This window comes from Anaerovibrio sp. RM50, from assembly GCF_000622005.1.
Lineage (GTDB): Bacteria > Bacillota > Negativicutes > Selenomonadales > Selenomonadaceae > Anaerovibrio.
The window spans coordinates 321,166-333,325 of the sequence record NZ_JHWV01000006.1; the positions used below are offsets into that span (position 1 = coordinate 321,166).

The 12,160-nt window shown below is 37.9% G+C and carries 14 protein-coding genes; 4 read left to right on the plus strand and 10 right to left on the minus strand.

Annotated elements, in window-relative coordinates; all coding sequences use genetic code 11:
- Nucleotides 1-52 precede the first annotated feature (52 nt).
- From T525_RS0105170 to T525_RS0105205, 8 genes are all read right to left on the minus strand, one after another.
- Nucleotides 53-460: a hypothetical protein gene (locus tag T525_RS0105170; RefSeq protein WP_027406334.1), complete on the minus strand. Its 408-nt coding sequence runs from the start codon at nt 458-460 to the stop codon at nt 53-55.
- Between the two features lie 54 nt (nt 461-514).
- Nucleotides 515-703: a hypothetical protein gene (locus T525_RS0105175; protein ID WP_027406335.1), complete on the minus strand. Its 189-nt coding sequence runs from the start codon at nt 701-703 to the stop codon at nt 515-517.
- 175 nt (nt 704-878) lie between these two features.
- The gene (locus tag T525_RS0105180; protein WP_027406336.1) at nt 879-1,715 is read right to left on the minus strand and encodes a hypothetical protein; all 837 of its coding nucleotides are present in this window, start codon (nt 1,713-1,715) and stop codon (nt 879-881) included.
- 13 nt (nt 1,716-1,728) lie between these two features.
- The gene (locus T525_RS0105185; RefSeq protein WP_027406337.1) at nt 1,729-2,466 is read right to left on the minus strand and encodes a hypothetical protein; all 738 of its coding nucleotides are present in this window, start codon (nt 2,464-2,466) and stop codon (nt 1,729-1,731) included.
- Nucleotides 2,467-2,505: 39 nt separating this feature from the next.
- On the minus strand, nt 2,506-2,703 hold the full coding sequence (locus T525_RS0105190) for a hypothetical protein (RefSeq protein ID WP_027406338.1): 198 nt from the start codon (nt 2,701-2,703) through the stop codon (nt 2,506-2,508).
- A 471-nt stretch (nt 2,704-3,174) separates the two neighbouring features.
- Nucleotides 3,175-4,239 (minus strand): hypothetical protein, encoded by a 1,065-nt coding sequence (locus T525_RS0105195; RefSeq protein WP_084276901.1) that lies wholly within the window; start codon nt 4,237-4,239, stop codon nt 3,175-3,177.
- 94 nt (nt 4,240-4,333) lie between these two features.
- Entirely contained in the window at nt 4,334-5,734 is a 1,401-nt protein-coding gene (locus T525_RS0105200) for an ATP-binding protein (RefSeq protein ID WP_027406340.1), read from the minus strand.
- 169 nt (nt 5,735-5,903) lie between these two features.
- Nucleotides 5,904-6,305 carry a hypothetical protein gene (locus T525_RS0105205; RefSeq protein WP_027406341.1) on the minus strand — a complete coding sequence of 134 codons (402 nt, stop codon included), beginning with the start codon at nt 6,303-6,305 and terminating at the stop codon, nt 5,904-5,906.
- Nucleotides 6,306-6,380: 75 nt separating this feature from the next.
- Here T525_RS0105205 and T525_RS0105210 point away from each other — a divergent pair, with 75 nt between their 5' ends.
- On the plus strand, nt 6,381-6,635 hold the full coding sequence (locus T525_RS0105210) for a DUF4160 domain-containing protein (protein WP_027406342.1): 255 nt from the start codon (nt 6,381-6,383) through the stop codon (nt 6,633-6,635).
- A 12-nt stretch (nt 6,636-6,647) separates the two neighbouring features.
- Nucleotides 6,648-6,917, plus strand: coding sequence for a DUF2442 domain-containing protein (locus T525_RS0105215; protein WP_027406343.1), 270 nt, complete (start codon nt 6,648-6,650; stop codon nt 6,915-6,917).
- A 230-nt stretch (nt 6,918-7,147) separates the two neighbouring features.
- On the opposite strand, the gene T525_RS0105225 is transcribed toward T525_RS0105215, so the two are convergent.
- Both T525_RS0105225 and T525_RS0105230 read right to left on the minus strand, forming a co-directional pair.
- Nucleotides 7,148-8,311 carry an N-6 DNA methylase gene (locus T525_RS0105225; RefSeq protein WP_027406344.1) on the minus strand — a complete coding sequence of 388 codons (1,164 nt, stop codon included), beginning with the start codon at nt 8,309-8,311 and terminating at the stop codon, nt 7,148-7,150.
- 191 nt (nt 8,312-8,502) lie between these two features.
- On the minus strand, nt 8,503-8,796 hold the full coding sequence (locus T525_RS0105230; RefSeq protein ID WP_027406345.1) for a type II toxin-antitoxin system RelB/DinJ family antitoxin: 294 nt from the start codon (nt 8,794-8,796) through the stop codon (nt 8,503-8,505).
- Nucleotides 8,797-8,955: 159 nt separating this feature from the next.
- Between T525_RS0105230 and T525_RS0105235 the strand changes: the two genes are divergently transcribed.
- Both T525_RS0105235 and T525_RS0105240 read left to right on the plus strand, forming a co-directional pair.
- Complete coding sequence (locus T525_RS0105235; RefSeq protein ID WP_027406346.1) at nt 8,956-10,503, plus strand: IS3 family transposase; 1,548 nt, start codon at nt 8,956-8,958, stop codon at nt 10,501-10,503.
- Nucleotides 10,504-10,757: 254 nt separating this feature from the next.
- Nucleotides 10,758-11,963: an IS256 family transposase gene (locus T525_RS0105240; RefSeq protein ID WP_198022629.1), complete on the plus strand. Its 1,206-nt coding sequence runs from the start codon at nt 10,758-10,760 to the stop codon at nt 11,961-11,963.
- The last annotated feature ends 197 nt before the right edge of the window (nt 11,964-12,160 follow it).

The following is a 12,160-nucleotide window of genomic DNA, read 5'->3' on the forward strand; positions in this document are numbered from 1 at the left end:
TTAAGCTTATTCTTTTATTTTAATCAGTTGAAATTCCACCCTTCTAAAAATCTTACTGCACAAAAATTGTCAGTTCTTTACCAAGGATTGAATAAGGGCGTAAATCATCTTTATCCTGCATATTCCTTTTGAATACTTGGAGCACAGCAATTTCTTTGTCAACAATATACCCTTTATAAGAATCTGCCAATTTATAAACTGCAGCTTCTGCTTCCTCTTTGGTATCAAATACTCCAACCTCAGTCTTGGTATGATTGTAATAATTGTCCTTCTCATCCACCACATACTTAATTTCTGCTCCAATAGATTTCAGCAAATCCATTTTCTCTTTGTACTTTTTCAGTAAGGCCTGCAGTTTTTTCAGGTCCCCGTTCTTAATCCCCTCTTTCATCAGCTCATCAACTATCTCCCGGCGTTGTTTTACAGTCAAACGATACAAAAAATCATACGTGCAAGCCATAAACCTTCACCTCGTCAATACATGCTATTTTTGCAACATTTAACACTCCTGCTATCACATCACCTTGTGAAAACCACAACCATCAAAGGGAGCCCTTTCAATCTGTGCTGCCTGTGGACACCGGCACTTGCCGTTTTCCTGCTCATACTCAATCATAGTCTCATAGGAATCAATATATTGATGATCCCCGCCCCAGTACCTGCAGCTTGCACAAACCGCTGTTTCTTTGCCAATTGTAGCCATATAAATTCTCCTCTCAAATAAGTTTTTATTTTATCTTTCATCATTATTTTACAACCAATGTGCAGAATCTCATTAAACCGCCAGTTGAAAAAGCAGATAATATGACATTTATCTATAAAAAATGGCGTACCCTTCGCGGATACGCCATTTCACTGCAATCATTATCATTATTTCATTATTTGAGCTGGACATTGGTAAAATTATAACGATTGCTATATAACTTGTAGTCACACCAAGTGCAGACATTCTGTTTCATTTCATCAATAAAGAGACGATAACGTGATTCAATACCATCTATCATCATTCCAATGGTACCTGTATTCGCATATACATTGCTCCATGCCTGGTGGACAATCTGTTTTCCATTTCTGTCATATTCACCGTCAACATAGACCGCAGCCAGAAAAGACCCCTTATACATATCAAACAAAATACCGTGAATACCTACATCCCTACCGTTTGGGTCAACAAGTTCAAGATCGTCCCTTTTTAAAATACGGACATTATTCTTTAAATAAGTTCCGCAACCATAGTGAATGGCCTCCCCTGTTGCCGGGTCACGGTCGTATTTGGTCTGTTCCTCTGTACGTTCTGCCCGAAGCCGGTTAGCGTCCATTTTAGCCTGTTCGTCAGCTTCTATATGACTATAACCATAGGTGACAATTTCCAAACGACGTGTGGATTCGTCAAACTTTTTCTTCTGGATTATTGCTTCTGCCTCATCCCTGCGGGCACTCTCGTCCTTGTAGTGTTCCATAACGGTGTCGTATACCATAGTCCGTACAACCTTCTGATATACCTCACCGAACTCAAAAATGCCGGTAATAATATTGAACGGAAACGGGGCATGGCTCTGATACTTGTCGTACAGCTCCTCCATCTTATAACGGTCTTCATCAGTGCCCTGGAGGAAAATCTTGTGGTACATATATATCCAATACAAATAACCGAAAAACGGCTCCTGATACTGGTCATAATCTTCCATCCACTCATAATTAGGATTTCTGAACATACTTGGCACCCCCTTAAATATTTTTTGAGTTTACAATCTCCGCAAAAGCTTGCTCCACCTGCTCACGGGTTAAACTCCTCACATCATGGTTCTTTGAATGTGCGTTGTCCATAGCCGTATCAATGGAAAGTATCGCATATTCCAACAGCTTTAAATTCCTGGATGTAAAAATTATATCTTCGACGTTGGATTTCACATGCAGGATATAATCCATATTGTTTTTGTATATATTCATTGTCATATCCATATTCGCAGCCTTGCTGACCATTTTGAGCCCTGCCAGATCAGCTGCCGTAAAATTGCTGCCTGCATTTTCGCAGGTGTTTTTTAAGTGACTCCTGCTGATTTTCTTCTCGACTTCCTTTGCTCTTGCTATGGTTCCGCAGGTAAACTCCTGAACATATTCATCCAGCAAAGACTTATCCGCATTGGGATATACCGCTTCAAATTCAGCAATTTTCTCAGCAACTGCGTCCCTGATCATTTTATTATGCTTTTCTTCCTTCTCCCTTTGCTTATCCAATTCACGGGTTTCCTCCGCAAGCTGTTCAGCGGCTTTTTTATCCTCCATATACTGGGCATATTCGCCAGAAATTTGGCTTTGGGTAAATGCATGGAAAAGCATATTTATAAAATTCCGGATACCCAGGATAATTGCAGCGCCAACTACACAAAATGCCTCTGCAAAGAATCCAAATACTGCTGTTAATACAAGTATTATGCCGATAAACATTAATACTGTGCCCAACATAACAATTACCCCTTTTCGCCCTGTTTAATCACCAATGCATCACCGGGAAGAATTTGCGTCCTCTTTATCAGCGTCATCAAATATGGATTTGATGCTCACAAATTGGGTATCGTTCTTCTTCCTCTTTTCCGCAATTCCTTTGAAATAATCACTTCCCAGAATAGGCTTTATCCCCCTTGCAACATGTACATCTTCCACACTTGCAAACACATCCAATGCCTTGTCCTTTTTTTCCATTCTTCACCAGTCCTTTATCATTTGTATATAAAAAAACTTTCATCTTTCATCAGTATTTTACAAACATAATGTAGAATCCCATTAAACTGCCAGTTAAAAAATGACATAAAAGCATCATTTCAAACTGGTCTTTTTTTTGCCCAGTAAATCATTGTCAAAAATAGCAAAATTGCTATAATTTAATCAATAAATAATTTGGCAGACCTCAAATTTTCAACTTCATTGTTTGTTGGCATGATCGTGTTATTCATGTTTCCATGGTTGAAGTCCCCTTTATTGTTACCTCTTTATTTAACTCTACTATTTGAGGCTTGTGCCAGGAGGATAATCCATCGATTATCCTCTTTTTTTGCGCTTATTCTGCATCTCAAAAGGCTCCGGCGGTTATTATCCTGCCGAAGCCTTAAGTTTATATACACCTTTGAACTAAGATTATATATGCCTTTTAACCATAATCATATTATTTATATACTAATATCCTAATCTATACACCTCCGGATAATGTACTTTGTAGTAAGCAAGGCGATAAGCCATCATCGCACTGGATAATGCATGAGCCCTGGAACAGAGATACCTGATTTTATTGCAGGATTCAATAAACCATTCCGGTACGCCCTTTGATTTGAGCAGCTCTGCCACTTCCTTTTTAATGCCCTTTCCTTTGCGCACATATTCCATTACCTTAACAGAAAGCTCCAGATCAACACCCTTTTGCTCCAGATATGCCAGGATGTCTTCACGGACAGATATAGCATCATCCAAGCCACATTTACCATCACGTATCAAAAGCTCCATGTTGTCTTTCCATACACCCGCTCCATGGCAGAAACCGAACAGCTTCACAATATCGGCAAACTTTTTAGGCTTAAACAGCTTAAAAACATCTTTTGAAACATCTGAATCATCAAATTCTCCCCCATACTGGAACCCGGACAAGGTCTTCGAATCATCCAACGGAATCTGCCTGTAACTAACATTTGTCAGTTCTTCCAATTTCTTAAGCAATGTCATTCCATAGTTGTTCAAGATTACTGGATGATACCTTTCTGAAACCTCGATTTTTATATCCGGAAACTTGTTTCCATCTCGACCAAGTAATACCACAGATGGAATATTATGACCATCCTTTATCAGTGGCTCCCCACATTTTGGACAATTATTATCTTGCAAATATAAACCCACTTCACAGGAGCCATCTGTTATAAATTTACTGTAATGGCATTTAGGGCAACGCCAATGCGGTGGAAGCGGATTTATTTCCGTAATTCCTAACATATTTGCCACTAAGGAAGCTCCAACCAAACCATGGGTATATACCGGTTCTCCATCCTCATTTGCCCTTTTCACTAGATTGTATGACAAAAGATATAGATCCGAAAAATCATTTTTAGTAATCGAAGTCAATTCCTGATCCAGTCTAGTCTGGACAATATCCGGAAGCCTCTCCCCATATAGCTCCTGCGCTCTTTTGTATGAAAGTTGACTGATAATTTCATTTGTTTTTTCGCACTTTTTCGATTGATTCAAGTTTCTCACTCCTCAGGAATATTGAAATATCATCTTTCATAAGCATTTTACAAATCTGGTAAGGAAAGCTATTAAACTTACAGTTTAAACATGATAAAGAGAATTAAAACATATCATTTAATTGAACAAGGGTTACTTCCCCATTACTGGCAGCAGTTTGCAATCCCTTCGTAAAACCGCACTTGGAAAAAATCATATAATAGCATTTTTGCCCGTGTGAAAACACTGAAGCATAATGCTTAAGCAGCTCAAGTTCATCCCGCCCTATTACTGTATTTCTGTATTTACAGGATACCGCCAGATAAGCCTTTTCACCAGATGTTTTTTCAATTACCTCTCCAACTATATCTATTTCAATCTCCTTTTTCTCAGTGGGATCATTTCCCCACCATCTGCCTATAGATAAAACTTCAAAAGGTAATTCATTGGCATAATAAAGCAGATAATCCTTGCACATCCGCTCAAATACCTGTCCCATAAAATCATTCAAATACGGTTTGATGACCTTATCATAAAGCTGGCTTATCCGACCGGACTGAATAAGAGCAATATTATCAGGCACAAAGCGATACCAAAATCGGAAAAAGCTATCATCAATGGAATAAATAGTTTTCCGTGAATTTGCGTTAGAAAATGGAAACTCACGCTTGACCACCCCTAATTCCATCAATGAATTCAGATATTTTGAACAAGCCCCCGTATCCATTTTGCACTGGCTGGCTATCTCGTTCATTTTCGAGGCACCGCCTGCAATGGCAGCCAAAATATCACTGTATTGTGAAGGCTCCCTCAGCTCTTGTTTCAGGAGATTTTCCGGTTCCTCGTATAGATAACTTGATCTATCAAACATATTATCCAGCAATGCACCATCCACATCATCCCCTATATTCAACTTGTTAATATAGTGAGGAACGCCACCAGTTATGCCATAAATCAGAGCATTTTCCTGGAATGAACATTCCGGTGAAAACAGGGCAGTTTCCTTATAAGTAAGAGGTTCTATCTTAAATTGACCTGTTCTTCGCCCATAGAGGGGGCTTTCATGGCCTAAAACCTGCTTTTCCATAAAACTCATTGAGGATCCACACAATATTAAATATATCTTTGAATCAGCCCACTTGTGATCAATAATGTGCTGCAATAAAGATGAAAATGCCATGTCTGATTTCGCAAGATATGGATATTCATCAATTACAAAAACCAGTCTTTCTTGCTGCCCCAAATGTGTTATTTCAGATAATGCATCTTCAAATGTCCTATACTCTGGAGCACTTGCTGAACCCGCATCCTTAAATAGTTGAATTGCCTCAGAAAGATGTCGAAGATTTCTATGCGCCGGTGCGTTAAGGGCAGAAAAATATATAGTTGGTTTATCCTTGCAAAACTCATTTATAAGCGCAGTTTTACCTACTCTACGGCGGCCATATATAATAATGCACTCAAAAGCATTGTTAGTATAGCGATTATTTAACTTCATCAGCTCTTTTTCTCTGCAATAAAACATTCTACACCTCCGTATAACTGTATTTTAGTAACTTATAATCTACTAACTTACGATTTACTAGTTTAAGATTATACTATGAAAAATACAGGTATTTGTCAATATTAAAGTCACAAGGCGTACCCGCAGGTACGCCTTGTGACTAATTTTTGCTATAAGCACAAAGAATATTTTATCCATGAATTGTAAGTATCTTTTCAAGGATTGAATGATGGCGTAAGTAATCTTTATCTTTCATATCCTTTTTGAATACTTTTAACACTTCAATTTTCTTATCAATCAGAAACCCATTATAAGAATCCGCCAAATTATCGGCTGCAGCTTCTGCTTCCTCTTTGGTATTAAATACTCCTACCTCTGTACTAAAACCATAGTCAGTGTTCTTCTCAATCACTACATACTTGACTTCTGCTCCAAGAGATTTCAGTAATTCCATTTTTTCTTGGTACTTTTTCATTAATGCTTTTAATTCTTTCATGTTCCCATTCTTGGGAAACAACTTCATTATCTCATCAACTATCTCCCGGCGTTGCTTTTTAGTCAAACGATACATAAATTCATTTGTGCAAGCCATAAGCATTCACCTCTTCTCTATATGCACTTTTGCAATCTCATGTTATAATTTATTTGACGCAAAGGAGTTTTCTTCATGCCAGAAATAACGCGTTTTTACGGTATCGTTATTAAAATGTTCTTCAAACCTAAAGAACATGAGCCTAGTCACATTCATGCTTTATATGGTGAATATATGGGAGAATTTAACATCTCCACCTTTGATATGATTCAGGGTGATCTGCCTCCCAAAGCACAAGAACTGGTAAGGGAATGGCTTCAACTATACAAAGATGAACTACAAATTATGTGGCAATCTCAAACAATCCATAAATTACCGCCACTAAAATAGGAGGTGCCAACAATGATTCCTCGCATAAAACACATAGAGCCTCGTGAAAATTTCACCTTATATATTATCTTTGATGATGATAAAAGCGTTATTTATGATGTAAAGGATGACATTAATACCCTCCCATCATACCATACGCTCATGACAGAACAGGGACTTTTTAAAAATGTCCAGTTGGATGAAAGCCGTACCTGTGTGTTTTGGAACGATGACATTGACCTTCCTAGTGATATTCTATATGAGTACGGTACTCCATACTTAACACCAAGCCCAGAATCATAATGGATGTAGAATTTGCCATGCTCCGTGACAAAAAGCCGATTGAAGAAATCATAAAATATACCGGCCTTAATAAAGATCAGATTCAGAAGCTGGCCGAGGAATTTTAACATCTTGTTGCTCTTTTTTTACCCACTCAATTAGTGTCAAAAATGCAAAGTTGCTATAATGTAATCAAAAAAGAGAGGATAATCCACCGATTATCCTCTCTTTTTTGCGTTTCCCCCCTCCTTCTAATCCTCATACTTACTAATTCCAGCAATAATTTTCTTTTCGCGAACAATATCAACTATGCGTTTTACATCCTGCATTGATAAGTCCATTTCTCCACTTTCTTCTGTAACCAACCTGGTACCATCAATGGAAAGCATCCGATTCCCCTCCGCCTTGCTCAACAATAATATACTTTGATTATCAGGCAGGGAAATAACAGCCTCAGCATAACCTGGCTTTAAGAGCATTTCTTTACACTGCTCACTGATGTTTTTCCCGTCATACAAAGCATCAGTATCCAAAATAACAACCGCTTTACCAGTATCTTCCAACATATGCAGTGCATAGGCAATTTCATCCAGATTATGCTTTGAAGACTTTGTACTGGAGGCAGCTGATAAAATGCCTTCACTCTGTATCACATCCGTCCTAACAGTCATTTCGGGAGTCACTTGTAACAAAACTTTATCAAAGGTTACATTCTCACCATTATTGTTATTATCTACGATGTTTCCTAATATATCTGTAAACAATATCTGTGGTTTTTTACCACTTAAATATTCAAGAGTGCGCCAGATCCATTGCCACTCCAGATTATAATTTACACAACATGTTACATAGGCCGGAGTAGGTCTCAGCATATTGATATTTGTTCCTACCACATAAAGAGCATCTTCATCGGAGATATTAAGTAATTCTGTCCCCAAGGCTTCCACAGATTCCGAAAGGATATTTTCTTCCTTATCATATATTTTATTTTCAAGTTTAATAAGATCCCTGTATATTTTTGCAATTTGCTCCTTATCTGTAACCTCGCCCCATTTATTACAGAAATATGCTACCAACTTTTTTGGGTACACTGACATATCGCAGAAGTTATTATCCCTTGTAACCTCTTTAACCCCCGGAATGACCTTTACAGGCTTATTGGACGGAACACCTTTTCTTATATAAGGCTTATTCCATATCTTATAGATATCTCCCAATAATGTTAATTCAAAGCCCAACGAATCCAAATGCAAGTTTTCCTCTGTTTTCTCGTCCCAAGTAAAACCGGACAAATTCTTATTTAATGTCAGATATCTTGCCACTGCCAACAATCCAACCAATATGAGTCCGCCATGCTTTTTCCCACTGGAACGATTAAGTTCTTCTAAAATCTCGGATGTAGTTTTCTCTTCCATATCTGTAATCCTCCTTTTAAATAGTTATAAATAATGAAATTTCATCTTTCATTAGCATTTTACAAATCCGGTGCAGGATACTATTAAACTTCCAGTTTAAAATAAAAAATGGCATATCCTTCGCGGACACGCCATTTTACAGTTTGCGCATTCTTTTTAAATCTTTGCGGAATTTATTGGTGGTAACTAGCTCAAGCATCTTTTTCCTCCGAATCAACATCAGCCATTAATTCAGCAAATGACGAATAACGCTTGGCTTGAGTTTTACCACTCATAATATCACGAGCCTCTTGAATAGCTGCTAAGGTCTCTTGATTGTATCTAGGTTGCTTTGGCTGAAACGGAAATCCTCCTTCCATAATGGAAGCATGGAGAAACACATTGATAGCATCGGTAACAGATATACCAAAATTCGAATAAACTGCTTCAGCCTTGGCTTTAATGTCTGGCTCAATACGCAGATTAATGTTAGCGGTTTTTGCCATAAGAATCCCTCCTTTGAATAAATTGTATTATAGAAGTTTAACATTTGCAATACATTATTATATTGCCACTACCATCCCATAAGTATAAATGCTAATCTAAATGTGAGCCACTGAGGGTGCGGACAAAATCCTGGACTTTAAAAAGGAGTTATCTGCACCATGTACACCTTAGAGCAAAAACAATTAGCTGTTGATACATACATTAAAATGAGAAGTCTTAGGAAGACAATCCAGTGTCTTGGGTATCCGGGATCTAGGGCTACCTTGCAGCAGTGGATTGACAACTATTACATGTTTGGTTATGTTATTGACTCAAAACGGAAAAAACCGGAGCCACGGTACTCAGAAGAACAAATCACGAAAGCTGTGGAATACTGGTTAGCAAATGGTATGAATATAACCAAAACATGTGATGCGTTAGGTTATCCTTGTCGCTCGGTTCTATCAAAATGGCTTGATGAATATTTTCCTAATAGAAGTAATAAATCCAAATTAAAGGGTTCCACCCTGAAAAAATATTCGTATAATGATAAGGTAATTGCTTCCATTGAACTCACTTGCAGAGAAGGAACTGCAGAAAAAATAGTACAAGAATCACAGATAAGCAGAACCTCTCTTTACAAATGGAAAAGACAATTAATTCCACATGGAGAGGGCTTTAAAATGATTGATGAAAATGACAGTGAAGCAAAACTAATATCAGAAATAGCAGATTTAAAACAACAAACCGTTTTATTACAAAAACAAGTTCATAGGCTTCAATTAGAAAAAGACGCATTAGAAAAAGCTACTGAATTAATAAAAAAAGCAAAGGGCATCAATCTACAAAAGTTACCAAACTACGAAAAGGCAATAATCATTGATGCCCTGCGAGAAAAATATTGCCTAAAAGAATTACTAAATCTTTTTGAAATATCAAAAAGCAGTTATTTTTACCAGCACAATATAATAAATCAACCTGACAAATATAAAGATCTCAGAAAAGAAATCGTAACTGTTTTTACTGAATCGGGCGATACATACGGTTACAGAAGGATTCACGCTATGTTAAAGCGTAAATCAATTACTTTGTCCGAAAAGGTTATCAGGCGTATCATGAAAGAAGAAAAGCTGATTATTAAGAAGGTAAGAATTCGTAAATATTCTTCATATATGGGTGAGATATCTGATGCTGTGCCTAATCTAATAAACCGTGATTTTAAAGCAGTCAGCCCTAATCAAAAATGGCTTACAGACATAACTGAGTTCCAAATACCATCCGGCAAAGTATATCTATCTCCTATAATAGATTGCTTTGATGGGCTTCCTGTAGCTTGGACTATAGGTACAGCTCCAAATGCTGAATTAGTTAATACCATGTTAGATACTGCTATTAAAAATCTACCAGAAGGTGCTCATCCAATAATTCATTCTGATCGCGGAGCGCATTATAGATGGCCAGGCTGGGTTAATCGAATGGAAAAGGCAGGCCTAAAACGTTCGATGTCAAAAAAAGGATGCTCTCCTGATAATGCTGCATGTGAAGCATTTTTTGGACGACTAAAAAACGAAATGTTTTATAATCATTTATGGACGAATATATCTATTGATGAATTTATAGAAATATTAGATACCTATATCAGGTGGTATTCAACAAGTAGAATAAAAATGTCACTCGGAGCCATGAGCCCGATGGAGTATAGACGTAGCCTTGGATTAATTGTTTAGTCCAAGAAAATGTCCGCACCCTCAATGGCTCAAATTATGATTGACGTTTATACCATAAGGCTGGTCTTGAAGAAGGGCAAAATCAGATGACCACCATTATAGTCAAGAATATGCTCCGTAAAAATGAGAGTGTGAAAGTTTTTCTGTAAATAATAACAACAGTAACAGTTAAGGTCTTCTATGGTAAAATATAAAATCATAGGAGGCCTTTTCTTATGGCAAAGAAAGCAAAGAAACCCATTCACCATGTTCAGATGACAGACGGTAAGCGACAGATCATTCAGCAGCTATTGTCTGAATATGAGATTGAAACCGCGGAAGACATTCAGAATGCTTTGAAAGATTTACTGGGCGGAACCATCAAAGAGATGATGGAAGCTGAAATGGACAGCCATCTTGGCTACCAGAAATCTGAGCGTTCAGACAACGAGGATAGTCGTAACGGCTACAAGACTAAAACAGTCAACAGCAGTTATGGCAGTTTTCAGATTGATGTACCTCAGGACAGACAGTCCACCTTTGAACCACAAGTCGTTAAAAAGCGTCAGAAGGACATTTCGGATATTGACAAGAAAATTATATCCATGTATGCCAAGGGCATGACCACCAGACAGATTTCGGATACCATCGAGGACATCTATGGCTTCGATGTTTCTGAAGGCTTTATTTCTGATGTTACGGATAAATTATTGCCTGAAATACAGGACTGGCAAAATAGAGCCTTATCCAGCATATATCCGGTGGTATTTGTTGATGCAATTCATTACTCTGTAAAGGATAACGGCATCATCCGGAAAATGGCAGCTTACGTAATTCTGGGAATAAATAGAGACGGAATAAAAGAGGTATTGGGCATCTACATTGGCGAAAATGAGAGTGCCAAGTATTGGCTCAACCTGTTCAATGAACTTAAAAACCGTGGTCTTAGGGATATTTTAATTATCTGTGCCGATGGCCTGACCGGCATGAAGGAAGCTGTTGTAGCTGCCTTCCCAAAAGCTGAATACCAGCGCTGTATTGTTCATCAGGTGCGCAATACCTTAAAATATGTGGCAGATAAAGACCGCAAGGAATTTGCAACTGACTTAAAGAGCATTTACCACGCAGTTACTGAGGAACAGGGCCGCAAAAACCGCGATGCTGTTACCGAAAAGTGGAAAGAAAAATATCCTAACGCCATGAAGAGCTGGAAGACAAATTGGGATGTAATAACGCCAATTTTCAAGTTTTCGTCGGAGGTTAGGAAGGTTATTTATACTACCAACGCTATTGAAAGCCTCAATTCCAGTTACAGGCGCCTTAACCGCCAGCGCAGTGTTTTCCCTGATTCACAGGCCTTGATGAAGGCACTGTATCTTGCTACTCTGGAAGCCACTAAAAAATGGACTATGCCGATTCGTAATTGGGGCCGTGTATACGGCGAATTAAGCATTATGTACGAAGATCGGCTTGAATATTAGGCTATTTCTTGTTACAGCTTTATTAAAATTGAGGCCTGGAGCCAGTCCTCAGTTTGTTGAGTTGTCTAAAATTAAAGCTAAGAAAAATGCTGGAACCGGTTTCAACCAATTCCAGCAAAATTATGAAATATATAGTTTTTTATTGCCATAGAAGACTCTATTTACAGAGTTTTTTTCACAGGCTCTATTAAGGGAGC

What these genes read in the sequence shown, in the direction of transcription:
- T525_RS0105210 (WP_027406342.1), top strand. Translation starts at nt 6,381, where the DNA reads ATGCCAGAAATAACGCGTTTTTACGGTATCGTTATTAAAATGTTCTTC.
- T525_RS0105180 (WP_027406336.1), bottom strand. Translation starts at nt 1,715, where the DNA reads ATGTTCAGAAATCCTAATTATGAGTGGATGGAAGATTATGACCAGTAT.
- T525_RS0105240 (WP_198022629.1), top strand. Translation starts at nt 10,758, where the DNA reads ATGACAGACGGTAAGCGACAGATCATTCAGCAGCTATTGTCTGAATAT.
- T525_RS0105200 (WP_027406340.1), bottom strand. Translation starts at nt 5,734, where the DNA reads ATGTTTTATTGCAGAGAAAAAGAGCTGATGAAGTTAAATAATCGCTAT.
- T525_RS0105235 (WP_027406346.1), top strand. Translation starts at nt 8,956, where the DNA reads ATGTACACCTTAGAGCAAAAACAATTAGCTGTTGATACATACATTAAA.
- T525_RS0105205 (WP_027406341.1), bottom strand. Translation starts at nt 6,305, where the DNA reads ATGGCTTGCACAAATGAATTTATGTATCGTTTGACTAAAAAGCAACGC.
- T525_RS0105175 (WP_027406335.1), bottom strand. Translation starts at nt 703, where the DNA reads ATGGCTACAATTGGCAAAGAAACAGCGGTTTGTGCAAGCTGCAGGTAC.
- T525_RS0105190 (WP_027406338.1), bottom strand. Translation starts at nt 2,703, where the DNA reads ATGGAAAAAAAGGACAAGGCATTGGATGTGTTTGCAAGTGTGGAAGAT.
- T525_RS0105215 (WP_027406343.1), top strand. Translation starts at nt 6,648, where the DNA reads ATGATTCCTCGCATAAAACACATAGAGCCTCGTGAAAATTTCACCTTA.
- T525_RS0105225 (WP_027406344.1), bottom strand. Translation starts at nt 8,311, where the DNA reads ATGGAAGAGAAAACTACATCCGAGATTTTAGAAGAACTTAATCGTTCC.
- T525_RS0105170 (WP_027406334.1), bottom strand. Translation starts at nt 460, where the DNA reads ATGGCTTGCACGTATGATTTTTTGTATCGTTTGACTGTAAAACAACGC.
- T525_RS0105185 (WP_027406337.1), bottom strand. Translation starts at nt 2,466, where the DNA reads ATGTTGGGCACAGTATTAATGTTTATCGGCATAATACTTGTATTAACA.
- T525_RS0105230 (WP_027406345.1), bottom strand. Translation starts at nt 8,796, where the DNA reads ATGGCAAAAACCGCTAACATTAATCTGCGTATTGAGCCAGACATTAAA.